Consider the following 21,916-nt stretch of genomic DNA (forward strand, 5'->3'; position numbering starts at 1 on the left):
CGAATCATTTGCGTTTTGCAGGAAGTATTCAACAAAATGGTAAACCCTTCATATTACATATTATAAAAGGAGGAAATGTCATGACAAAAGAAAACGTAAAAGAAACAGTGGGTAAAGAAACAAAAGGTGGAAGCAAAGAGTTATTAGTCGGCACTTTAGTAGGCAGCGTAGTGGGTGTAACAACAGCTTTACTAGTAGCGCCAAAGTCAGGAAAAGAGCTGCGTGCTTCTATTCAAGACGGAGCGAATCAAGCACTTGCTAAAACAGGTCAAGTGAAAGAAACGGTATATGCAAAAGGCCAAGATCTCAAACAGCGCACGGCTCGTCTTTCACAAAAAGTCTCCGAACAATCTTCGCAAGTTGTCAACAAAGTGAAATCTCTACGCACTGCTAAAGAACAGCCGCTTGCAGAAACGGCTGCAGCAGAAGAGCTTGAAACGACAGAAATCGTTCAAGATCCTGTTCTTGAAGCTGAAGCGGTGCAAGAAGAATTAAATACAATTACGCAAGAAGTAAGTGACTTAGAACAATCTGTCGATGAAACAAGACGTTAATAACGAGCTGTAGAGATATCTCTACAGCTTTTATGTATATTCGCTATCCTTCCTTCCACCCTTCAAAAAAATAGCCTCCATACGGACACGGCTCTGATTCCGGCAGTTCTTCATAACGCTGTCCGCTGTAATACTTCGCCAGCACAATCTTAGGCTTAAAAGCCGCTACCCCTTCACTGTCTTCTTGCTCCGCTCCGCGTTCTCTCATCAAACAAAAAATATCCATTCCCGCAAACTCTCCGTACCCTTGATAGCACGACTCATAATAAACTTTACCAGGTGTCACCAAATAACACTCCCGCTGCCACGACGGCTGCTTACTGTAGACACTCGCAATACTTATTCCACTCACTGCACACTTCCAGCTGCAAATTCCAACCATATAACGCCTCCAACGACTTAATAGTCTATTCATCTACAACTTTTGATGAAATCAAACGTCCTGAGAAATGTACAGCATTTTATCGTCGACCAAAAACCTACGCTACCAGATTCCCTGACCCCTTGAATTCCCCCAAAAAGGTCCACCTAAGCGGAAGTTGGCAGGCCGCAAGGGAGGACAACTTCCGCTTAGGTCTAGTTCTGTCTCCTTGGCTGCTCTTTAGCCACGGAGACAGAGCTACATCGATAAAAATAAAAAAGGTCTGATAAATCGACCATTTCTGGTGATTATCAGACCTCAAGTTTTTCTGCATTTGAGCGGCTTATTTGCTGTTCAAGCGATTTAGCCAGCAGGACAATTTCATGATCTACATATTTTGTTTTGATTTCTTCAATTTCCATTAATGTTTTAGAAAAGCTTTCTGCATTATTTCCCTGTCTGTGCTGCACATCTTTAAAGAAATCAAGCAGTGCCTCGTTAGACTGCGTTGGACGGCTAAAATCAATCGTGTACATTTTGTACCCCAGTGTTAAATTTGTTGTAGTTGTCATAATTATTTCCCCCATTCTTCCTATAGTGATATATCTTCTACTCTTTACCCTTTAATTCCTTCTTTTTAACCTAAATTAATTATTTTTTTCAAAAAAACTTCCCATTATAAGAAAAAACACCCTTATAACAAGGATGTTAGAGTATTCTTCCCTTCGGTACAATTCCAGATGCAAAGTCATCTTTGAACTTAAAGCTAGCAGAATTGTTTTCCTCTAGAAAATGTATTTCCCATTTAAAGACGGGATATTCAGGCTTGTACATTTCGACTTTCTGATTAGGATTTTCTTCTAATCTTGCAATTACTCGTTTGAATCCTTCATATGCAATCCACCAGTCGCTTCCGGTTTCATCGGTAATAAAACAAATAGAACCGTCAATTAAATGAAGGTTTTGCTTGATATCATCAGCATTGGTAAAATACGCATTTCCAAACGTTTGAAGACAACGATCGCAATAACCTGCTTTGCCTCCATCTTTATAAATCCAGTGTGCGATTGGCTCACTGCAGTCTTTACATGTATTCGTCACTTCTTGAAGAAATGTCTTGCCGCTCCACTGTTCTTTTTCATTTTCAAACACGGTCCATACTAAATAATCCCCCGTTTGCTCTGAAATAAAAAGGCGAAACGGCTCGTCTCGATGCCAAAAATGAATATTCTGTTCGTCTGATTCTTCAAAGTCTATGACAAAATTATCTCGTTCTAATATATGTCGAATAACATTGGTTAAAAAGGTAACATCCATACAAGGACCTCCCGTACTAAGCATAGCTTCTAGTAATATAGCGTTTATGAGTTAAAACATATCACGCGCGCTGAAATAACGTCAATGATTACCTCTTGCTTCCTCCGAAAACTGGAAAAGAAATGGTCAAACGCGCTATAATGGTAGTCATGTTAAAACGGAAAGGAGATTTTATGAAGTTTAACGTTCAATCAGCTGCACTTTTTCTTCTCTTTTTTATTTGTTTAAGCGGCTGTTCGGATAACGCCGAGCAGTCAAAAAAGCCAGCCGGCTATTTAGTTCAAGGGCGCATTTTACAAGTGAAACAGAATGAAATTCTTATTGCAAACGTCATTCCGCGAGATACCGCGCTTGACTATACAACAAAAGAAATACTTGGTTCAAGCGATGTACAGCCTATCTATGTAAAAGTTGCGGATGATCAAACATACAAAAAAGGACAGCTCGTTAAAGCATGGCTCAAAAAAGACAAAAGCGTTCAGTATTCTGTTCCCGCAAAAGGCGAGGCTGTGGAAGTCAACATTTTAAAACAGCCGTAGAAAAGCTCCTGTTACAGGAGCTTCCTTCGCGTCAGCGGACGTTCAGTCCGATTCATTTTATGCTGTTCAAAATCCCACTTTTCTAAAAAGCGCTTGGCTGATATATAACCAGATTCATATAAAAACTCGATTTCTTCTTCCTTTAAGGCAAAATCCGTTGCCGTAATCACACCCGTTGGAATTTGTACGGTTCGTTCTTTTGTCTCCGCGTTCAAATACCGCAAATCGTGAGCTTGCAGCATCGTTGTAAACATGCTTTTAAATAAATGGACAGGTGTTGGAATAATAGCAGCTGTATCAATTTCTTCTTTTACAAATCGAAAACCAAACGTCGGGAAACGCGGATGCTCCGTATCAAACAGCCAAATCGGAAAATTGCTTAAAAGCGCTCCATCGACAATGTATGACCTCTTGAACCCTTTGGATTTCCAAATGACGGGACGAAAGAAAAAAGGAATGGACGCACTCATCATCACGGCTTGTGAAATCTTCATATCGCTTGGCTGCATTCCGTATCGGGGCAAATCGTCAGGGAGCACAAGCATCTGTCCGTTCGAAATATCTGAGGCAATAATTTTCAGCTTATCTGCAGGCAAATCTGCAAACGTTTCGATTCCTTTTTCACGCAGCAGACCGTACACCCATTTTTCCAAATAATCATTTTTATAAAAACCTAAATGAACCATCAGTTCAATCAAGTTGCCAATGAGAGGAATTCGGTTAATGATCGTTTTTCCGCGAAACTTGGCATAGTCCATGTTTTGAAGCTCCTTGCGAATTTCCCCGCTTTTATAGCCGCTCGCCAAAAGTGCCGCAATCAACGCTCCGGCTGACGTACCTGCTAGACGCTGCCATTCTACATTGCTTTCTTCCATTGCTTCAATCGCACCCGTGAATGCAATTCCTCGAACGCCTCCCCCTTCAAACACAGCATCTGCTTTCACATTTTTCCCCTCCCTTGCAACTCTCTAGTTTTTATATACCCTTTTTTATATTCAGGTTTTCGCTACTCCATACCTTTTATTTTTTCAACAAAAAAGACTGTTTCATTTATCGAAACAGTCTTTTCTTTACAGTCGCTTTATTACCATTCGATAGTAATTCATTGTCAGCCAGTAGAAAATGAAATAAATAACGCCGTATACTGCATCCGCTATTAAAACAGGAACGATCAGACTTTCACCGGTTAGATTCGTAATGACCTTCAGCGCAAATAGACTGTGCAAGATGCCAATTACTAAAGGCAAACCAAACGTAAACAGCTGCTGCTTTCGAACGGCGCTCATCATTTGAGACACTGAAAACCCAAGCTTGCGCAGTACTTCAAATCTTTTGCGCTCTTGTTCGGCTTCGGAGATTTGCTTAAAATAAATAATACTGCCCGTTGCCATCAAAAAGACGAGCCCTAAAAATCCTCCAATAAAAATAAACAATCCTTTACTCATTAAGCCTGCCTGAAACACATCATAGTATGAAGTACGGCTTTCTCCAGCTTCTTTTGCGATTTGATGATAGTTCTTAGTAAGTTCATTTTGTTTGTTTCCATCATCGGTATTAAATACGTACACCGCTTGCTTTTTTCCAGCCTTTGAAAGTTTGATAAACGTGTCGTGATTGACTACAAACTGATAGCCGGCACTGTCAGAATCAAGAATGAGCAAAGGCTCGGATTTAACGACTTTTAAAGCAAGCTGTTCTGATTCCTTCAGCTGCACAGCTGCGGTTTTACCTGTACTAGGCTTAAACACTTTTCCTTTTGCCATTGAATCAAAAATAACGGTTTCGTTTGCGCTTAGCGCAGGAACCGAAACGCCATTTTTCCGCACTTCTTCTTCATCTAAAAAGCTGATTTGTTCCCTATCTTTATAGTAGCCCGATGTAATAAATCGAAAATCCGATAAATCAGCGGAATGCTTCACGATGTGATAGACATACTGATTTGATTGGATATCTAACTCACGCAGTACATCCATAAAGCCTTGCGCTGCGTTTTTACTGTGCAGCGTATAGTCATAAGGCTGCATGCTTCTGGCATCGGCTTTTGTGTTATAGTACGAGGAATACGTCACACCAACTGCTACAAGTGTAGTAGCCGACAAAATCGTAATTAGGGTTAACACTCGTGCATTTGCTTTAATGCGATACATCATCGTAGAAACGCTTAGCATATTTGCAAACGAATAATATCGGCTTGCATGCTCTCGGTAAAGTCCCATCAGCCACTCAATTGTGGCTTTAAAAAGTAAAAATGTACCGAAAATGACCGAGAACAGTACAACGGCTACAATTAGAAAAAAATTAGGCGTCACAATGTTTCCCGATGAAAGGTAGTACCCATAGCCAACGAGTAAGATACCCAGTCCTCCCACTGCAATTGAGCGTTTCGAATTCATTTTATTTACGCGTTCACTTTTGCTTTCTGCTTGAAACAGATCTAATAGCGTATAGCGGTACATAATAAAATAGCCTTGAAACGAGATAAAAATGGTAACAATCAAAAACACTACGGCTGTTTTTAAAACCGCTTGAAGAGAAAATGTGAGCGTAATAGAAAGCGACAGTCCCATAAGCTTTAGTAAAAACAGCACAAACAGCCTTGAAAACACGGTACCTAGTAAAATACCGACCACCAAAGAAAAAATCCCCAGCAGCATATTCTCGTAGAAAATCATTTTCCCAATCGTACGTTTTTCAATACCGACTAAATGATACAGTCCGAGCTCTCTCTTACGCTGTCTGATAAAAAATGAGTTTGTGTACCAAATAAAGACAACAATAAAAGTAAGCAGAACGTAATTTGAAGCATTAAAAATGCCCTGCAGCCTCATCTCTTCTCCAATCACTTTTGAAATCGATTGGTCGTACTGAAGCGTAGCAAACACATAGTACACAACAATACTAAAAATCATTGAAAAGAAATAAAGGCTGTACCGACTAATGTTTTTGCGCATATTCTTTTTAACAAGATCAAATACGGTCATAGCCTTCACCGCCTAATGCGCCTTGAATGTTCATAATTCGTTTGAAAAATTCTTGTCTCGTTTGTTCACCTTTAAACAGCTCCGTGTAAATTTGTCCGTCTTTAATAAACAGCACGCGGCTGCAGTAGCTTGAAGCCAGCGGATCATGCGTCACCATAATAATGGTGGCACGGTCTTCTTGATTTAACTGGGACATCTTTTCAAGCAGGCTTGAAGCGGCCTTAGAATCAAGAGCTCCGGTAGGTTCATCGGCGAAAATAACGGCTGGATTCGTAATCATTGCTCTCGCTGCTGCAACGCGCTGTTTTTGTCCACCAGAAATCTCATACGGATACTTATCCGCTAGCTCATAGATGCCCAGTCGCGTTGCGGTGTCTTTCAGCTTCGCTTCCATTTCTTTCTTAGACATTTTTGTAACCGTAAGCGGCAGAAGAATATTTTCTTTTACAGTTAACGTATCCAATAAGTTATAATCTTGAAAAATAAATCCTAAATGATTGCGTCTAAAAGCAGACAGCTTCTTATCTTTCATGAGCGCCACGTTTTCTCCTTGAATCCATATCTCGCCGTCGGTGGGACGGTCAATCGTTGAAAGAATGTTCATCAGCGTCGTTTTTCCCGCTCCAGATGGTCCCATAATACCGACAAACTCTCCTTCTTCGATTGTAAAATCAATTCCTTTTAGCGCTTCGTATACGTTTCCTCTTGCTCCAAACGTTTTGGTTACATTTTTCCCTTCAAGGACAATACTCATTTCCCTTCCTCCTTTCGTTCTTTTGTAGGCCACACGCTTTTCACCCGCTGCGGCAGCTCATTTTTTGTTATAATGTCATATTTCCGAACTTCGTTACCTCGAACAAAAAGGTCAATAACCGTTCCTTCTTTTAACTGTTTAATCGTCGTAAACGTTTGAAACGTTGTTTGTCCTTTTTCGTTTATTACTGAAATGGTATATTGAACTCGTCCATAGTCGTCCACTTTTTTTGCTTCTTTTGGGATGATCCCGTATTGATGCTCCGTTGCGGCGTTTTGATAAATCTTTATTCCTCCTATACATGCTCCCACAATAAAAATCAGGGCTAAAAGGCTAATCCACTTTCGCTTCATGTACGTTCCCTCCTTGTGTATAGCTCTATCTTACTTCGTAACAAGGAAAGATTCGTTTGAAGCAGATGACAATCTCGGCTTTCAACCTTACATTTTTGAAAGGTTATCAAAAGAATTCGGTTTGTAGAAGGTCAAAATTACCGTGGTTCCTTCGTGTAAAAGTGAATGTACCTCTATTCGATGGCCAAGAGCATCTGTAATTTTTTTTGAAAAATACAGCCCTAGCCCCGTAGCTCCTTTCGATTTTCTTCCGACATTTCCTGTAAATCCTTTTTCAAATACGCGCGGAAGGTCTTGTGGTGGAATGCCCTCCCCTTGGTCAACGATAAATAACTTCACATACTTCGGCGTTTCTTCACTAAAAAAAGAAAGCTTTCCTTCTAGAGGGCTATATTTAATTGCATTGGATAACACTTGCCTCACAACAAACTGCATCCACTTTGGGTCAGTGTGCACTAACGTATCTAGATTCTTTTCATCAATATGCAGTCTTTTCTCAATACACCATTTCGAGAAATACGCAACGTTTGGAAAAACAAGTTCGCTTAGCGACACTGCCTGCACCTGGTAATCTTTTTCTAAGTGACGCAGACGTGCGGCATATAAATTCTGATCTACTAACCCATCAATTTTCATCCATTCATCTTCAATATCCTTAAGCCAAGGCCATTTATAAAGCTCTGTACGACGAGCGTTAATAAGCAGCTTCATAGCAGTAAGCGGCGTTTTGATTTCATGAACCCACGTCGTTATATATTCCTGCTGTTCTCGCTGCTGTACGTGAAGAGCGTGAGTTTGTCTGCGATAGACACGATCTATACGCTGCAGCAGACTCAGCATGTCTTCATCTGCTTTCGTCCGCACGTATGAATGCATTTCTTGTAAATCGTACGCGTCATTCTGCAGCATTAAACTTAATCTTTTTATAAATCTTCTTTCTTTTACTCCTCTCCATAAAAGAAACAGAATTAACATACACAGCGTTAAAAGATTCAAGTACCAAAACGAAGTAGACGATACCTTAATATCATACTCGAGAAGCAGCAGAGCATCGATTACACTCAGCCATAGAAGAACGAATAGAATCCAGCTTAGCCTTTCTCTTAAAAAACTTTTCCACATCTTAATTCACCAGATATCCTTGACCTTTTTTGGTCACGATTTGATCATTCAGCCCGATTTCTTCCAGCTTGGTACGAATGCGTGTGATGTTGACTGAAAGCGTATTGTCACTTACAAATTTCTCATCTTCCCATAATCTTCGCATAAGCTCTTCTCGCGATACAATCTTGCCTCGCTCTTCCAAAAGAAGCCGTAAAATAAAAAATTCATTTTTCGTTAAATGAACTTCTCGATCGTTATAATGCAAACTTCCTTTTTTTAAGTCTAGCACCGCACCGTTCCACTCGATAACGTCTGAAATCGTGTCTCCATACGAATACGTTCTGCGCAGAAGTGCCTGCACTTTAGCAATAAGAACATCCAAGTTAAACGGCTTTTGGATATAGTCATCCGCCCCAACATTCATTGCCATAACAATGTCCATTGGATGTTCACGAGACGACAGAAATACGATAGGAGTTTTTGAAACTGTACGTATTTGCTGACACCAGTAAAACCCGTCATATACAGGTAAATTCACGTCTAAAATGACCAATTCTGGGCTTTCTGCAATAAATACTTCCATTACCTTTTGAAAATCTTCTACTCCAGCCACTTCAAATGACCACTGTTCGAATTTTTCTTTCACTAATTCATATATTTTGCTATCGTCTTCTACAATTAAAATTTTCATACCTTCACCTCTGTATTCTCCTATGTATTATGTATACCCGACTGTTGAGGGTTTTCTTAAAAGTTCATCTAACCCATTAGCATGACGGCAATTTTCTTAAAAATAAACTTTTTATGTCTGTAAAATGAAGAATGAACGAGTATTATCGTAGTGTAAACTTGTGCATGATACAAGTATCTCTGTTTAAATACTACAAAATAATGACAATATCGTTAATAAGTAATCTTTAAACTCCATTAAATGCTCATTTTTTGTTACTATAGTATATAAGATGAAAACTTAAACTAATTTGACATGTGGATATGTAAAAAGGAGCTAGTTATCAATGAGTGTACCCAACAAATTACGCGACAACGCAATGGTGATGTTAAAAGAGACAAGCCGAACATTTTTTATTCCAATTAGCCACTTGCCGGCAGAATTGCAAGATGCAGTAGGATCTGCTTACTTATGTATGAGGGCAATTGATGAAATTGAAGATCACCCTGAGCTAGAAGCCGGTGTAAAAAGCCGCTTGCTTTACGCCATTAGTGACCTGTTAAAAAAGTCTTTTAACGAAGACGACTACATGGCATTAGTAGGTCCTTATCAAGCTAATTTACCTGACGTAACGCTTCAGCTCGGCAACTGGATTGCGCTTTGTCCGACTGGAGTTGCAGATCAAGTATTAGATGCAACTTCTATTATGGCCAAAGGAATGGCCGATTGGGTAGAAAAAGACTGGCATATTCAAAATGAAGCGGATTTAGATGACTATACGTTCTATGTAGCTGGTCTAGTAGGCGTGATGCTTAACGACATTTGGAAATGGTATGACGGCACGGAGACAGACAAAGAATTAGCCATTGCATTTGGACGCGGCTTGCAGTCTGTAAATATTCTGCGCAATACCTCGGAAGATTCAGAGCGTGGAGTCAGCTTCTTCCCTAACAACTGGAGCAGAGAAGATATGTTTGCCTATGCTCGCCGCAATCTGTCACTAGGAAAGAAATATTTAGAAGATGTCAAATCGCTTCCGATTCTTCATTTCTGTAAAATTCCGTTAGCGCTTGCCGATGGAACGTTAAACGCCTTAATGAAAGGAAAAGAAAAAATGACGCGTGACGATGTAAATAAAACGGTAAGTGAAGTTGTGGATATGTAAAAGCAAAAGCACGGAGCCCATTGGTTCCGTGCTTTTTATATTTCTACCTGCAGACTTTCATATAAAGCAGTTATTTCCCCTTGAATAATGGGGTAGCGTTTCAGGGTCGGAACACTTGAAAGCTTTGGCGCTCGCTTTTGCTCTGCTGCTGCGGCTAGCTGAGCAAACGTTTCTTGAAGCTCTCGCTTTTCCGTTTCTGACAGCTCATATCCTTCATACGACGCAAGAAGCATATAACCTAACTGCTGCGTAGCGACAACTGCCGGCCACAGTCCTTCAAGCTTGACGGCCGTTTTAGAATATTCCCCAATCACATTATCATAAAGCGCCCGAAGATTAACTAGTTCCCCTTGAAGCTTATTTCTTTCTTGTTTAATTCTTTCTTCATCTTGTTCAGTGCTTAGCATTTCTAAAAATTGTCCTTCTTTCCGAATGACATCTCCAAGTAAATACGGCAGACGAAGCGAAGAAGCTCGTTTAAAAACTAATACCGTACCGACCACTCCAATAACAGAACCAATAACAATATCAATCACCCGAGCGGACGTAAAATAGCTAATCGCTTTGTCCGGATGACCGCTTTCAGCAATTAAAAGAGCATTCGGTGTGATAAAAAGCGTACCGAGCGCGTAGTTTTTAACAATCACAATTTCAATCGTTGACTGAAGCACAAAGACAATGAGCGCAATGACAATTCCCGTTGGTTCAAGCATGAGAATCCCGGTTCCAATTAAAATACCTAAAATGGTTCCGACAGAGCGTTGAATACCTCGCTGAACCGTCGCACGAACGGTTGCCCCAAGCATCACTCCTGCACACGTGAGAGGAATCCAGTAAGACCTTGGAATGTCTGTCGTGTAGGCAACAGCTGCGGCGATAATCATAATAATTCCGTAGCGCAAAGCGTTTTTAAGTACATACGAACGTTTGTGAAAAGCAGCTTTTAACCGTGCTTTTACGCTGCCTTGTGAAAATTGAATATACTCCGTTTCTTTTAATTCCTTCATTTGAAGAACGTCGTTTACATCTAGTAACAATGTGCGCAGCTCTTCTTTGATGGACAGCTCTTCAATTTCTTCTCGCACGTCTCGAATTTTTTTATGTTTTTTTAACGTGGCCATTTCGGATGCGAACGTTTCAATTACCGCTTGTGCTTTTTTCGAAACAGCCGGATTAAAATCATTCGCAGCGGCCATCACAAAAATAAACAGCCCTTCAGCTTTTTGGTTTAATAAAAACAGGCGGTGAGAAAACGAGGATTTTTTTCGATTAATTTTCGCTTGCTTCATCGCTGTTTCCGCTGCCCGAAGCTCTACAACCGTTTTGTGCTGCTCAGCGTGAAACGATTCCGTGCCAAGTGATCCAACAAATGAAGCTAGCTGCCTATAAGCTTTCGCCACAGCGGCCGTTTCAGGCCCGCGCGGATTAATAAGCCAGCCGCTCATGCTAATACACCAAGATAGTGCTCCTCCTAAAAAAACGAGACCTGCATGCAAAAAAACTGCCTGTAAATTCGGAGCTGGAATGCTTGTACTCACTGCAAATGAAAGGACAAAAAACATCGCGGAAGGTCCCGGAATTTTTAAAGCTCCGAAGATATAAACCGATACGGCTCCAATCACACCAAATAAAATAGTTTTCATCCACTCCACGTCAGCAAATAACGAGCCTAGCGTAAAGCACAGCGTAACGCCAAGCAAAGCTAAAAATAACTTAACGGCACGCTGCGCGTAAGGTTCATCTTTTGTATACAAATATGTAAAGCCGCCAATACTTGCAATGAGTCCGTACTGCAAATGATCAAACAAAATTCCTATTAAAATCGGCAAACTTGAAGACAAGCCCGAGCTGATTCCTCTTACCCACGGAGAAGAAGCGTGGTTAAAGCGAAAAGCAGCTTTGATTCCCGGCGCTTTTGGAGAAGCCTCAATTTTATGATGAATTTCCGTATGATTATATGTTGGTGACTTTTTGTCATCACTCACCTTGACCTCCTCCTTTCTCTTCATATATCTTTCCTGTTCTTAAAACGAGATAAACCTAAAAAAGCGCTGTTCCTATCCGTATTGTGTTTAGGAACAGCGCTTTTTATCCTTATGAGCAGCGTACAGTAAAAACAAAAAGCAGATGAAACGAATGTCTCATCTGCTTTTTACTAACAGCTCTACTGCTTCTTTTACTAAGTTTTCGGTATTCTCGCCTTTTTCAATGCTTTCTCTTACGCATTGTTCAAGGTTTGTGCTGACAATAACACCCATCGTGCGATCAATTGCACTTCTGGCTGCTGAGAGCTGTGTCACGATGTCGCGGCAGTCTTTTCCTTGTTCCATCATATTCAAGACGCCTTTTAACTGACCTTCAATTCGTTTCAAGCGATTTTTAACTTGCTTATCATATTCCATCATACTACTACCTCCGCTCATGCATGATTGCGTTTCTTGCTTTTAAGCTATACGCAAGAAGTAAATGTATACACAACTTTATACCTATTAGGGTATGATGTCAAGTAAAGGAATTTGACTCTTTTTTTCACCTAGGACTCACCCACATGCAAATAGACACTTCACACTCCATTTAATCTGAATCGTAAGTAGATAAACATCAGAAAGTATAACTCTCAGAATATTATGGGGGCTTTTTACATCTTACAGACAAGACAAAATGATCATTTTTACATAATTGTTAATACTTGTTTACACCGTATTTATTGTCCTGTAATCTAAACTTAGCAATCTGAGAGTATAGTTAAGCTGTAAAAACGACTACACTGGAGGTTTGAGATGAGTACATACGGGAAAAAATTAATGGCAAGTCTATTCATTATCATTGCATGCGTTTTAGGGTTTATAGGACATGCAGCGTTTTTAGCTCCTGAAAAAACGGAAGCCGAAGTAAACTATGATGCAACGCTTTATTTTCCACTGGACCGATATCCTGAAACGGGTGATCATATTCGCGACGCGATTGCCGCTGGTCACTCTTCCGTTTGCACAATTGATCGCGACGGTGCTGAAGCGAATCGGGAAGAATCGCTGAAAGGATACCCAACAAAAACAGGATATGACCGCGATGAATGGCCAATGGCTATGTGCGAAGAAGGCGGAGCGGGAGCTGATATTCGCTATATTTCACCTTCTGATAACCGCGGAGCGGGCTCATGGGTTGGAAATCAATTAGAACAATACCCAGATGGTACACGCGTACAATTTATCGTGCAATAATAGCTGAACAAGCTTTACTTTGAAGAGGTGAAAAGATGAAAACAAAATGGAAAGAACAAGAGCTAACGATGTCATATCATCAGTTTACGCTGTTTCAAAAAGGACAGCCAAAGCCCCATCACGACTGGAGTGATGAAGATATTCAAAAAGGATATGTCGCAGATGATAAAGCCATTTCGTTTGAAGCCGTGTCGAACACAAAAGCCATTGTCGAAGTGTGGGTAAACGAAACTCCAGACGCATCACAAGCTGAAAAGACGACTCGCCTTCCATTTCACGTCGAAAGCGATGGCATTGAAATCAAAAGCGTCCTATCTGAAGCCTTAAGCTATGATATTCCAAAAGGATATTATTACGTTACATGCCTGACCATTCCTCTTCAAGAAAAAACAAACTCAGGCCTTTATTTAGTGAAGTATTTGCTGCATTTTGAAAGTCAATAAAAAAAGACGACCTACTGTAGACAGTTCAGGTAATATACAACACTAATAACTCATAAAAAGCTCAGAGCGATATATAGCTCTGAGCTTTTTGGTGCAAGATACTAAAATATCCATCCGTTAAAGACCATGCCTAAATTAATAATAAAATGAAAAACTACGGCTGGGTATATGCTTTTCGTCTTTAAAACGACAAATGCATAGAAAAGTCCACCAAAAGAAAAAAGTAAACTTGTTACCACAGGAATTCCTATTGATATGTGCAAGAGACCAAATCCAATACTCGTAATAAAAACAGCGTAAAAAGTCGATAGATTACTTTTTAATTGAGATAACATGATCCCTCTCCAAAGCACCTCTTCTAAAATAGCGTTTATGATTGAGAATACTATACCGTATATGACGAATGATTTTGTATAGCTTATATCTTCAGCGAATAGTAAAGGTACAAAAATTGTAGCCGAACCAATTAGACCAAACAGTAAAAAATACGTTAGCTTAATTGAATGATGTGGCATCACTATGCGTTTCTGCCAGTCTGGTAATGATGCAAAAAGAAATACCTTTTGCTTGGACAATAAAATTGAAAGCAATAGTCCACCTATGATAAACAAAAGTAAAACTCTGTTTACAATGATTTTCATCTCTTTAGATAGATCCCATTCAATGAAATAATTGCTTCCTACTTGAAACATACATGTCCCTACTAAAAAGAATAGAAACAGAGAAACAGTTGAACGATATTTAGAGGTTAAAGCGTAGATAAAAAGCAAGCCTATGATGGGCAACATTCCTGCAGCAAATAACTTATAAGAAAAAAGAATAATACCCGAGAAAAATAAACTTATCAAAGAGGTGAGTAATACATTTATTCGTAAATATTGGATATAAAAATCCTCCTTTCACTGTCTTTCTAATTCGTTTTATAGTAGTGGAAACTTAATCAAACAATTTTTATTTTGGCAATGAACAGGAGCTGAATCCATATAAATAAAAAATCGAGGGGAAAACCTTTGCGATTTCACCCTCGATTTTCCGTACTACTACTTCTCCACTTTCTCAGATACTCAAGCCACTGGCCGTTCTCTTTTTATTGTGCTTGGTATTCATAAGTTTCTTTATTTGATATAAACGGGCTGATTTCACCAAGTGAGAACAAGTGCAGCTCATGCATCGCTCTTGTACATGCTGTATAAAATAAATTTCTCTCATATTCATCCTGATAACATTCACTCGAGGCATTGTAAATGATGACTGCATCAAACTCAATTCCTTTTGCTAAGTAGGCTGGCAGGACAAGCATGCCTTTTTCAAATGAACTTGTTTCTTTTGTCAGCAGCCTTGCAGACATCGAATCAGGCAGTGCTTTGAATGCTTCTCGGCTTTCTTCAGCAGTTTTGGCAATCACAGCAATTGTTTTATAGTTTTGCTGCTTCAATTCATTAATTTTGTGTATAATTGCCTCATGCAGATCTTTGACGTTACCTGCAGCCGTCACGGTCGGCTTCGCTCCGTCTCGATTAAACGGATCGATTAAATGGCCGTTTGCCACCATATCCCTTGAAAACTCGACAATTTGACGCGTTGATCGATAGCTTCTTGTAAGAGTCAGCGTTTCTGCTTCTTTCTCTTCGTACAGTTCGCTTGAAAGAATGGTCGGTGCGTTCAAGGCGTGCGCATAAATCGCTTGATTCAAGTCTCCAAGCAGCGTCATTCTAGCATGTGGAAACAGCTCTTTTAAAAACGCTAGCTGAAACGGTGAATAATCTTGTGCTTCATCAATAAACAAATAGCGAATGACAGGATTGGCTTTTCGCCCTTCAATTTGATCTTTTATATACAAGTAAGGCGTTACATCTTCATAAGACAGCCTCATGTTCATAACTCTTTCCACCGTGTTTTTAGCTGTTTCGTCCCATCCTTCTACATGTGAAAAAAGGTGATGTCTTTCAAACAGCTGCATATAGATACGGCGAATATCGATAAATTTAAGCTGTTTGATGGCCTGCTTAATAAATTTCATTTTCTTAGCTACAACGGCTTTGGCTAAATACGCTTGTTCCCGGTCAAAGTCATCAAATGAGCTTTCCGTATAGCCTTCCTTTTTCTGCAGATGCTGATAGGCCTCGACATAATCTTCTTTTTCTAAAAGCTGAATTTCTTCTTGAACCCAATCTTTTTTACGTTCAAGTTTTTCAAGCTGGTTGATGAGCTTAAGCGTCCACTCGGCTACGAGCTGCATTCTGTTAGGAATGGAAATTCCCTTATCAAGCGAATAGAAATAAGATAACAAACGCCGAGCAGATAACACGATTTCGCCGCGAAACTTAATATTTTTAAAAATGATGTCTTTAGTAGACAGCTCTTCGATATACGCATCTACCTGCTTTTTAAATTCACGGCTTGCTTTGTAGCGGATTTCCTGCATTTTTTGTTTTTTTGCCGCGGCATCTTTTTCCGTTAGTAAATATTCAATTTGAACGAACAAATCCTCCACGTCAAACTCGTTTCCTAACCGTCCGTCGGCATATTGCTGAAACGTTGTTTGTTTCATATTGTCTTCTCCAAGCTCCGGAAGAACAGTTGAGACGTAGCTGTTAAAAAGCGGATTTGGCGAAAACAGCATCATGTTTTCTGCAGTCAGCTGCTTTCGATGATGATAGAGAAGATAAGCCACCCGCTGAAGAGCTGCAGACGTTTTACCGCTCCCTGCCACTCCTTGGACGATCAGCACTTTATTTTTTTCATTTCGAATAATTTGGTTTTGTTCTTTTTGAATGGTCGCTACAATACTTTTCATTTGACTGCTTGCATTATGTCCGAGCACTTCTTGAAGCAGCTCGTCTCGAATGGTAATTCCTGTATCAAACATGCTTTTAATTACGCTATTTTCGATAATAAACTGACGCTTTAGCTTCATCTCGCCTTTTATCGCTTCACCTGGCGTTTCGTACTGCGCTTTTCCCGGTGAATAATCATAATAAAGACTCGAAATAGGCGCACGCCAATCATAAATTAAAAACTCTTCATCTTTTTGATCCATTAAAGAGCCTACGCCCACATAAATAGCTTCCGCTTCTTTTTCACCATTCTCTATAAAATCAAAACGTCCAAAATAAGGGGATTGCGTTAGCTTTTTTAATGTTTTTAATTGATCATACGCTTGTCTATGGGTAATTTCACGTTCAGCTAAAAGTTCTGCCTGCTGCTTAATGCTCGTAAATGTCTCAATCACGTCATCCGGCTCATCCATATTAACCGTGACATCGTCCCAAAACGTGCTTCGCAAATCGACAATTTCGCCTTTTACGCTTCCTACGCTTTTGCCTATTTTTTCAGCTTTTTGGCTGATTTCTTCGACTACCCAATCAACTCGCTGCTGTTCTTCTGTTAAATTTTTATCTTTCACTTATCCACACCCCTTACACACGTTACCCGATAACAAAACTTGTTACCGGGTAAAAGCGATCATTGTTTATTTTTTCAGAGTCTACATACTTCCCTACTGAGTTCGTAAATCCCTGCTATGTAACCATATTATGTCTTAATTTCCACCGTTAGTATACTGAAAAATAATGAGCTCCACAACAAAAAGGGCTGAGAAAGTCTCAAGCCCCTTATCTTTATAAGTTGTTTCTCTACTTATTAGCTATTACTGTTTCCAAAAAGTTAGCAGATGAATGATGGCTGACACCACTTCTACCCCTTGAAACGCCAGTAAACCTGCTGCTGCCGCTGTAAACAATCCGACTACCGCTTCTTTAAAAATGAATGGCATTGATACCAGCTCCTTTGCTTATTTAAAATAAGTAGATTTGTTATCATTCTACTCCTTTTTTCAGAATTTTCAATACCTTTTTATCAACAAAATAAAATAAAAACGCTTTCACTTTATAAAAATAAAGTGAAAGCGTTTTTTAAGCTTCCTTTTCTAATGCGTTCAGCGCAAGCGAATAGTCCAACCCTTTTCCTTTTTGCACAATATGCTGCACTTTACCCATGTTGCATGCTTCTTGCGCACTAACGGTCATACCGTTTGTTAACTTCAGCTGCACAGATTCTTCTGCAATTCGTACGTCGCATGCTAAAGCTAACTCATACCCTCCGCCAAACGTAAAGTTTGTAAGAAGCGCAATCGTTTGTTTGGAGCTGCATGAAATGCACTGAAAAATCGCTCGAGCTGTTACTGCATGAATCGGCTGATAAAGCCTTCCTGTTTCTTCACGTAGGAAAGAAGTTGTTCTATGATCGCCGTTCATTTTATAGTACTCTCCCATAAATACAATAGATCCAACCGACGCATCGTGCTGCAGCTCATTCATCGTTTCTTGCAGCTCATACATAACTTCACTGTTCAAACGATTAAGCATCGACTGATTCATTCGTACAACCGCCACGTGATTTCTTTTTTCTACTTTGATAAATCTTTTCATCGTTCCTCCGCCCTTTCCCCTGTCGTTCTTTATAAATAAAGCGCTTTCAAAATATTTCGCTTTTTAATAGAAAAGTTATTTTCATAGTTTTATCATACAACAAACTCATAATTATTTCCATTACTTTTTTAATTTTCCGTCAATAATTCCATGAATCATTTCCATGTTTTTATCAAATAAGACGTGCTATAGTATAAACAGCACAAATGCAGCTGAACTCACGGATAAAAGGAGTAATCACTATGAAATACGACTTAACAAAATGGGAGCCTCACGGCTATTCTTGCCCTGTGGAAGCAGCCGTTGATGTAGTCGGAGGCAAATGGAAAAGCGTCATTTTATATCAATTATCGAAGGAACGCCGGCGCTTTAATGAACTGCGCAGACTCATTCCAGGCGTGACGCAGCGAATGCTCACGCTGCAGCTTCGCGAACTTGAGCGCGACGGAATTATCCACCGCGAAGTCTACAAACAAGTTCCGCCTAAAGTAGAATATTATTTAACGCCTTTTGGAGAAACTCTCATTCCTATTATCGAGCTGATGTTTAAATGGGGATATGATCATACGGATAAAATTGCTGAAGCGAGAATTCAGGCAGAGAAAGAGTAAAAAGCACGCAAAGCGTGCTTTTTTTATACATGTTTACGAATCAATAATTCTTCTAACCCGTATACAAACGTGCTTTCAATCGGCTTTAACTCAAATGCCGGGCTCCAGTCCATATGCGGATAGCGGTCAATCAGCTCAGCCAGCATAATCTTTGCTTCGATTCGAGCAAGCGGTGCTCCTAAGCAAAAATGAATCCCTCTTCCAAATGCCATATGCATATTTGGCTTTCGGTCGATTTTAAATACATCCGGGTCTTCAAAGTACTGCGCGTCTCGGTGCGCGGATCCCATCCATGGAATAACGTGTTCGCCCGCTTTTAGTTTTTGACCTGCAAGAGTCACATCTTTTTTTACGATTCGGTGAAGAGCCTGAACGGGTGAACGATAGCGAAGAACTTCTTCGATCGCAGAAGGCAAAAGCTCTTTCTCACGTTTGAGGTGTTCAAAAGAAGCCTTATCTTCCATTAAACAATAAATTGTATTTGAAATTAAGTTCGTAGTTGTTTCGTTTCCTGCAATCAGCAGCAAAATGGAAAACCCGACGATTTCTTCATCCGTTAGCTGCTTCCCTTCTTCTTTTGCTTGAAGAAGCACGGAAATAATATCATCTCCTGGCTGCGTGCGCTTTTCTTCAATGATTCGATAAAAGTAAGTTTCTAACTCATCGTTTGCTTTCATTTTCTCTTGCTGCAATTTTTCGAGCGTTTCACGTTCATTATTCGATGGACCCGCTACGATAATATCCGACCAGTCTTTAAACTGACGCTGATCTTCTATCGGGACGCCTAAAATATCGGCAATTACCATAACCGGAAGCGGATAGGAAAGATGCTCGACTATATCAATATCTTCAAGATGCTCAACTTCTTGTAATAATTCAGCCGTAATGCGCGCAATTTTAGGCTCCCATGCTTTCATTGCTTTAGGCGTAAAAGCTTTATTAACAAGCGCTCTCATTTCAGCATGCTTAGGCGGATCAATATTAATTAGGCTCGTTCCTAGAGCAGTTTGTCTTTGGTTTTGTGGAGGTCTTCGATCAGAAGAAAAAATATTTTTTTGTTCCAGCACTTCTTTGACCCCATCATAGTGAAAAACATCCCATACCTGCCTTTCTTCATCCCATCGCACAGGCGCGCTGTTTCTCATCTCTTCATACCATGAAAAAGGATTAAAGCGCTCTTCTTTTGTTTGAATCGTATTCACTTGACGGACGATTCCGTTTTCTCTTTCGGTTTTCATGTTAAAACCTCCCCGTATCGTTCAAATAGAATGACTGTATAGTCATCTATGACCAAATAGTACCATATATACGAATTTTCTTAAAAAGGATAGCTGTATATTTTAGTAAAAATGAATCGATAGAAGGATATATTTTACAAAAAAGGGTAGGCGCATAGCGCCTACCTTTTTAAGAATAATGTTCTTCTGGTTTTTGTAATCGGTTGTCTAACGCGTACGCGCCGCTTCCTGCTAGAATCATATGAAGCGAAACGACAAAAAGGGCAACCTCAAGCTCATAGCCACCTGTAAAACCAGCACCGCTTTTCGCTGTAAAAATAGCGCCAATCATCACAATCGCAAACAGAACACCTATTAAACGCGTTTGAAACCCAAGAATCATAGCGGCTCCCCCTACGAATTCAATAACCGCAACCGCATAAGCGAAAAACGCAGGAATGCCCATGCTGTGGAAAAAACCGACCGTATTATCAATACCGCTTTGGAATTTGCCAAGACCATGAATAAAAAACGTTAGCCCTAACATAAGACGAAGTAAAAACGTTCCAAGCTGATAGCTTTTCATTTCTTTTCCTCCTTTTTTACTTTTGTCTGCACATGTAACAATTTTAGTTACAACTGTGAACAAATTCAAGGGGTTAGAACAGAAAAACAAGATATCAGCAAATTTTCTTATCTCATTTTAAAACGTTTTTTTGAAAATAAGGCCATACTCTCTGATCAGTCACGCTGAAGATAAGAGAGAAAAGCAAAAATATGATCGTGAACAATGAGTTCTGCCGTAGGAGAATGGCTCTTCAATGATAGGTGTTCAGAATATCGAAACCTATTAAATTTATTTACGTCAACATGATGAACGGCCTGCACATGAAAATTTTCTATTATTGCTTTTACTTGAGCAAAAGGCGGCATCACAAGAGATTCAGCTCCAATTTTTTGCAGGCACTCTCTGCTTATGGCATGAGGAACAGCTGTCATCGAGCTCATTAATAAATCTTTTCTTCCTACTGTCTCATTTAACACGTACTTCCACCCCTGCACAACATGCGTGAGCTTGGCTTCATCTTCACATACGTTTAAAGCTACATCAACACCGCTCGCTACCGCTGAAGCAAATGGATACAACTCTTGAGCTGAAAGAACAAAATCCCCGTCTATAAAGAGAAGAATATCTCCCGTTGCTGCAAGGGCCCCCGCAGCTCTTCCGCAATCATGCCCTAACCGCTCATCGTAAACAATGGTTTTAACACCCTGTTCTTTGGCATACGCCTCGGACTGATCAGTAGAACCATTAATCACGACAATAATTTCTAATGGCTCGAGTTTTCTTGCTTCTGCAATCACTTGTTTGATTGTTCCTTCTTCGTTGCAAACCGGAACAATAACAGACAGCTGTTTGCCTCCATAAAAAGAAGATAATTTCCCCCAGCCGTGCTCCACAACTGGAAGAGGCTGTGCGAGCATATCCACTCGCCTTTTACGATTTGACGCAAGCGTATAGTATGTTTGAAGAAGCTGCTGGTAGGATTGAATTCGTTCTCTGCTACGCAGCGGGCGATCAAACGGACGAAAGCTTCCCTTTCCCTGCGTTTCAATCGTAATATGCGAGCTTACACGATACTGTGTTAAGAACGTCACAAATAAAGAAAGAGGCGGCAACTCCCAGTGGTTCTTTAATACGCTTACTAGCACACCGTAAGGCGCTTTTAAACAAGCGTTGGCACGATGAGGCTTTCCAAGTGCATGATGCAAAACCGTACTCCACGTAAGCTCGCTGCGGTTAAAAGTATTCATCTTTGTTTTTTCCCACTTGTTTAGCACCACATCGCTATGCCCAAATAACAGCGCCTGCACAAAACGCTCAATCTCAGAAGACGAAAGGATAATGTCTCCGTCTACAAATAAGACGGCATCTCCTTTAGCAGCCTTTGCCCCTTCCATTCTCGCTTCATGTGGAGACATACGCTTTTCTATTACTTTTACCGTGCACCCTTCTTCTTTCGCTATTTTAACTGAAGCATCGGTACAGCCGTTTGCAACTATGATAATCTCAAGCACGTTCACTTTTTTAATTTGTTTAAGCACGCTTTTTAGCGTTTCTTCTTCATTGTAAACGGGCAGCACGACAGAAAGAGTTTTCATTGATATCACCCCTAAAAAAAGAACCACTGAACA

General features: G+C 40.1%; 24 protein-coding genes. 6 read left to right on the forward strand and 18 right to left on the reverse strand.

The features are described from left to right. Nucleotides 1-80 precede the first annotated feature (80 nt). Nucleotides 81-554: a YtxH domain-containing protein gene (locus tag MKX72_RS19065; RefSeq protein ID WP_013058548.1), complete on the forward strand. Its 474-nt coding sequence runs from the start codon at nucleotides 81-83 to the stop codon at nucleotides 552-554. A 43-nt stretch (nucleotides 555-597) separates the two neighbouring features. On the opposite strand, the gene MKX72_RS19070 is transcribed toward MKX72_RS19065, so the two are convergent. The 3 genes from MKX72_RS19070 to MKX72_RS19080 all read right to left on the reverse strand — a co-directional run bounded on the left by MKX72_RS19070 (nucleotide 598) and on the right by MKX72_RS19080 (nucleotide 2,232). After that, nucleotides 598-936, reverse strand: coding sequence for a hypothetical protein (locus MKX72_RS19070; RefSeq protein ID WP_033579950.1), 339 nt, complete (start codon nucleotides 934-936; stop codon nucleotides 598-600). 290 nt (nucleotides 937-1,226) lie between these two features. After that, nucleotides 1,227-1,487, reverse strand: coding sequence for a hypothetical protein (locus MKX72_RS19075; RefSeq protein ID WP_016765166.1), 261 nt, complete (start codon nucleotides 1,485-1,487; stop codon nucleotides 1,227-1,229). A gap of 136 nt (nucleotides 1,488-1,623) precedes the next feature. Continuing rightward, nucleotides 1,624-2,232 (reverse strand): hypothetical protein, encoded by a 609-nt coding sequence (locus tag MKX72_RS19080; protein ID WP_033579949.1) that lies wholly within the window; start codon nucleotides 2,230-2,232, stop codon nucleotides 1,624-1,626. Between the two features lie 173 nt (nucleotides 2,233-2,405). On the opposite strand from MKX72_RS19080, the gene MKX72_RS19085 reads away from it, so the two are divergent. Beyond that, nucleotides 2,406-2,771, forward strand: coding sequence for a DUF3221 domain-containing protein (locus MKX72_RS19085; protein ID WP_034263841.1), 366 nt, complete (start codon nucleotides 2,406-2,408; stop codon nucleotides 2,769-2,771). 11 nt (nucleotides 2,772-2,782) lie between these two features. Here the strand turns inward: MKX72_RS19085 and MKX72_RS19090 are convergent, their stop codons facing one another. The 6 genes from MKX72_RS19090 to MKX72_RS19115 all read right to left on the reverse strand — a co-directional run bounded on the left by MKX72_RS19090 (nucleotide 2,783) and on the right by MKX72_RS19115 (nucleotide 8,654). Then, complete coding sequence (locus MKX72_RS19090; RefSeq protein WP_028414980.1) at nucleotides 2,783-3,715, reverse strand: patatin-like phospholipase family protein; 933 nt, start codon at nucleotides 3,713-3,715, stop codon at nucleotides 2,783-2,785. Nucleotides 3,716-3,841: 126 nt separating this feature from the next. Next, nucleotides 3,842-5,752 carry an ABC transporter permease gene (locus tag MKX72_RS19095; protein WP_034263844.1) on the reverse strand — a complete coding sequence of 637 codons (1,911 nt, stop codon included), beginning with the start codon at nucleotides 5,750-5,752 and terminating at the stop codon, nucleotides 3,842-3,844. After that, nucleotides 5,739-6,506, reverse strand: coding sequence for an ABC transporter ATP-binding protein (locus tag MKX72_RS19100; protein WP_155007716.1), 768 nt, complete (start codon nucleotides 6,504-6,506; stop codon nucleotides 5,739-5,741). Before MKX72_RS19100 ends, MKX72_RS19095 begins: the two co-directional genes overlap by 14 nt. Then, nucleotides 6,503-6,859 (reverse strand): YxeA family protein, encoded by a 357-nt coding sequence (locus MKX72_RS19105; RefSeq protein WP_034263848.1) that lies wholly within the window; start codon nucleotides 6,857-6,859, stop codon nucleotides 6,503-6,505. The genes MKX72_RS19100 and MKX72_RS19105 overlap by 4 nt, the downstream gene beginning before the upstream one ends. Nucleotides 6,860-6,946: 87 nt before the next feature. After that, on the reverse strand, nucleotides 6,947-7,981 hold the full coding sequence (locus MKX72_RS19110; protein ID WP_154989849.1) for a sensor histidine kinase: 1,035 nt from the start codon (nucleotides 7,979-7,981) through the stop codon (nucleotides 6,947-6,949). A gap of 1 nt (nucleotide 7,982) precedes the next feature. Continuing rightward, the gene (locus MKX72_RS19115) at nucleotides 7,983-8,654 is read right to left on the reverse strand and encodes a response regulator transcription factor (RefSeq protein WP_028414985.1); all 672 of its coding nucleotides are present in this window, start codon (nucleotides 8,652-8,654) and stop codon (nucleotides 7,983-7,985) included. Between the two features lie 325 nt (nucleotides 8,655-8,979). Here MKX72_RS19115 and MKX72_RS19120 point away from each other — a divergent pair, with 325 nt between their 5' ends. After that, complete coding sequence (locus MKX72_RS19120; protein ID WP_155007715.1) at nucleotides 8,980-9,798, forward strand: squalene/phytoene synthase family protein; 819 nt, start codon at nucleotides 8,980-8,982, stop codon at nucleotides 9,796-9,798. A 35-nt stretch (nucleotides 9,799-9,833) separates the two neighbouring features. On the opposite strand, the gene MKX72_RS19125 is transcribed toward MKX72_RS19120, so the two are convergent. Further along, complete coding sequence (locus tag MKX72_RS19125; RefSeq protein ID WP_047750005.1) at nucleotides 9,834-11,783, reverse strand: FUSC family protein; 1,950 nt, start codon at nucleotides 11,781-11,783, stop codon at nucleotides 9,834-9,836. A 156-nt stretch (nucleotides 11,784-11,939) separates the two neighbouring features. Then, entirely contained in the window at nucleotides 11,940-12,200 is a 261-nt protein-coding gene (locus MKX72_RS19130) for a metal-sensitive transcriptional regulator (RefSeq protein ID WP_013058561.1), read from the reverse strand. 378 nt (nucleotides 12,201-12,578) lie between these two features. Between MKX72_RS19130 and MKX72_RS19135 the strand changes: the two genes are divergently transcribed. After that, a complete protein-coding gene (locus MKX72_RS19135) occupies nucleotides 12,579-13,019 on the forward strand; it encodes a NucA/NucB deoxyribonuclease domain-containing protein (protein WP_033579940.1) in 441 nt (146 codons plus the stop codon). A 35-nt stretch (nucleotides 13,020-13,054) separates the two neighbouring features. After that, nucleotides 13,055-13,462, forward strand: a complete 408-nt coding sequence (comJ, locus tag MKX72_RS19140; protein ID WP_033579939.1) for a competence protein ComJ — start codon at nucleotides 13,055-13,057, stop codon at nucleotides 13,460-13,462. A 101-nt stretch (nucleotides 13,463-13,563) separates the two neighbouring features. Here the strand turns inward: comJ and MKX72_RS19145 are convergent, their stop codons facing one another. The 4 genes from MKX72_RS19145 to MKX72_RS19160 all read right to left on the reverse strand — a co-directional run bounded on the left by MKX72_RS19145 (nucleotide 13,564) and on the right by MKX72_RS19160 (nucleotide 17,892). Beyond that, nucleotides 13,564-14,154, reverse strand: coding sequence for a CPBP family intramembrane glutamic endopeptidase (locus MKX72_RS19145; protein ID WP_028414990.1), 591 nt, complete (start codon nucleotides 14,152-14,154; stop codon nucleotides 13,564-13,566). 395 nt (nucleotides 14,155-14,549) lie between these two features. Then, the gene (gene helD / locus MKX72_RS19150; RefSeq protein WP_155007714.1) at nucleotides 14,550-16,868 is read right to left on the reverse strand and encodes an RNA polymerase recycling motor HelD; all 2,319 of its coding nucleotides are present in this window, start codon (nucleotides 16,866-16,868) and stop codon (nucleotides 14,550-14,552) included. Between the two features lie 243 nt (nucleotides 16,869-17,111). Continuing rightward, complete coding sequence (locus MKX72_RS19155) at nucleotides 17,112-17,237, reverse strand: hypothetical protein (RefSeq protein WP_016765178.1); 126 nt, start codon at nucleotides 17,235-17,237, stop codon at nucleotides 17,112-17,114. A gap of 139 nt (nucleotides 17,238-17,376) precedes the next feature. Then, complete coding sequence (locus tag MKX72_RS19160; protein WP_049166019.1) at nucleotides 17,377-17,892, reverse strand: enoyl-CoA hydratase/isomerase family protein; 516 nt, start codon at nucleotides 17,890-17,892, stop codon at nucleotides 17,377-17,379. Nucleotides 17,893-18,134: 242 nt separating this feature from the next. Here MKX72_RS19160 and MKX72_RS19165 point away from each other — a divergent pair, with 242 nt between their 5' ends. Then, the gene (locus MKX72_RS19165; protein ID WP_013084552.1) at nucleotides 18,135-18,503 is read left to right on the forward strand and encodes a winged helix-turn-helix transcriptional regulator; all 369 of its coding nucleotides are present in this window, start codon (nucleotides 18,135-18,137) and stop codon (nucleotides 18,501-18,503) included. A 23-nt stretch (nucleotides 18,504-18,526) separates the two neighbouring features. On the opposite strand, the gene MKX72_RS19170 is transcribed toward MKX72_RS19165, so the two are convergent. The 3 genes from MKX72_RS19170 to MKX72_RS19180 all read right to left on the reverse strand — a co-directional run bounded on the left by MKX72_RS19170 (nucleotide 18,527) and on the right by MKX72_RS19180 (nucleotide 21,883). Further along, entirely contained in the window at nucleotides 18,527-19,741 is a 1,215-nt protein-coding gene (locus tag MKX72_RS19170) for a cytochrome P450 (protein ID WP_049166020.1), read from the reverse strand. Between the two features lie 169 nt (nucleotides 19,742-19,910). Further along, the gene (locus tag MKX72_RS19175; RefSeq protein WP_013058570.1) at nucleotides 19,911-20,306 is read right to left on the reverse strand and encodes a DoxX family protein; all 396 of its coding nucleotides are present in this window, start codon (nucleotides 20,304-20,306) and stop codon (nucleotides 19,911-19,913) included. Nucleotides 20,307-20,461: 155 nt separating this feature from the next. Next, nucleotides 20,462-21,883 carry a glycosyltransferase family 2 protein gene (locus tag MKX72_RS19180; RefSeq protein ID WP_049166021.1) on the reverse strand — a complete coding sequence of 474 codons (1,422 nt, stop codon included), beginning with the start codon at nucleotides 21,881-21,883 and terminating at the stop codon, nucleotides 20,462-20,464. Between the last annotated feature and the right edge of the window lie 33 nt (nucleotides 21,884-21,916).

Origin of the sequence: Priestia sp. FSL R5-0597 (assembly GCF_038006305.1) — a bacterium.
Classification (GTDB): domain Bacteria; phylum Bacillota; class Bacilli; order Bacillales; family Bacillaceae_H; genus Priestia; species Priestia zanthoxyli.

Excerpts from the sequence above, each read along its gene's own strand:
- MKX72_RS19160 (WP_049166019.1), bottom strand. The coding sequence starts at position 17,892 with ATGAAAAGATTTATCAAAGTAGAAAAAAGAAATCACGTGGCGGTTGTA.
- MKX72_RS19065 (WP_013058548.1), top strand. The coding sequence starts at position 81 with ATGACAAAAGAAAACGTAAAAGAAACAGTGGGTAAAGAAACAAAAGGT.
- MKX72_RS19135 (WP_033579940.1), top strand. The coding sequence starts at position 12,579 with ATGAGTACATACGGGAAAAAATTAATGGCAAGTCTATTCATTATCATT.
- MKX72_RS19175 (WP_013058570.1), bottom strand. The coding sequence starts at position 20,306 with ATGAAAAGCTATCAGCTTGGAACGTTTTTACTTCGTCTTATGTTAGGG.
- MKX72_RS19115 (WP_028414985.1), bottom strand. The coding sequence starts at position 8,654 with ATGAAAATTTTAATTGTAGAAGACGATAGCAAAATATATGAATTAGTG.
- MKX72_RS19095 (WP_034263844.1), bottom strand. The coding sequence starts at position 5,752 with ATGACCGTATTTGATCTTGTTAAAAAGAATATGCGCAAAAACATTAGT.
- MKX72_RS19105 (WP_034263848.1), bottom strand. The coding sequence starts at position 6,859 with ATGAAGCGAAAGTGGATTAGCCTTTTAGCCCTGATTTTTATTGTGGGA.
- MKX72_RS19170 (WP_049166020.1), bottom strand. The coding sequence starts at position 19,741 with ATGAAAACCGAAAGAGAAAACGGAATCGTCCGTCAAGTGAATACGATT.
- MKX72_RS19120 (WP_155007715.1), top strand. The coding sequence starts at position 8,980 with ATGAGTGTACCCAACAAATTACGCGACAACGCAATGGTGATGTTAAAA.
- MKX72_RS19070 (WP_033579950.1), bottom strand. The coding sequence starts at position 936 with ATGGTTGGAATTTGCAGCTGGAAGTGTGCAGTGAGTGGAATAAGTATT.
- MKX72_RS19130 (WP_013058561.1), bottom strand. The coding sequence starts at position 12,200 with ATGGAATATGATAAGCAAGTTAAAAATCGCTTGAAACGAATTGAAGGT.
- MKX72_RS19180 (WP_049166021.1), bottom strand. The coding sequence starts at position 21,883 with ATGAAAACTCTTTCTGTCGTGCTGCCCGTTTACAATGAAGAAGAAACG.
- MKX72_RS19165 (WP_013084552.1), top strand. The coding sequence starts at position 18,135 with ATGAAATACGACTTAACAAAATGGGAGCCTCACGGCTATTCTTGCCCT.
- MKX72_RS19075 (WP_016765166.1), bottom strand. The coding sequence starts at position 1,487 with ATGACAACTACAACAAATTTAACACTGGGGTACAAAATGTACACGATT.
- MKX72_RS19145 (WP_028414990.1), bottom strand. The coding sequence starts at position 14,154 with ATGTTTCAAGTAGGAAGCAATTATTTCATTGAATGGGATCTATCTAAA.
- MKX72_RS19085 (WP_034263841.1), top strand. The coding sequence starts at position 2,406 with ATGAAGTTTAACGTTCAATCAGCTGCACTTTTTCTTCTCTTTTTTATT.
- MKX72_RS19100 (WP_155007716.1), bottom strand. The coding sequence starts at position 6,506 with ATGAGTATTGTCCTTGAAGGGAAAAATGTAACCAAAACGTTTGGAGCA.
- comJ (WP_033579939.1), top strand. The coding sequence starts at position 13,055 with ATGAAAACAAAATGGAAAGAACAAGAGCTAACGATGTCATATCATCAG.
- MKX72_RS19080 (WP_033579949.1), bottom strand. The coding sequence starts at position 2,232 with ATGGATGTTACCTTTTTAACCAATGTTATTCGACATATATTAGAACGA.
- MKX72_RS19110 (WP_154989849.1), bottom strand. The coding sequence starts at position 7,981 with ATGTGGAAAAGTTTTTTAAGAGAAAGGCTAAGCTGGATTCTATTCGTT.
- MKX72_RS19155 (WP_016765178.1), bottom strand. The coding sequence starts at position 17,237 with ATGCCATTCATTTTTAAAGAAGCGGTAGTCGGATTGTTTACAGCGGCA.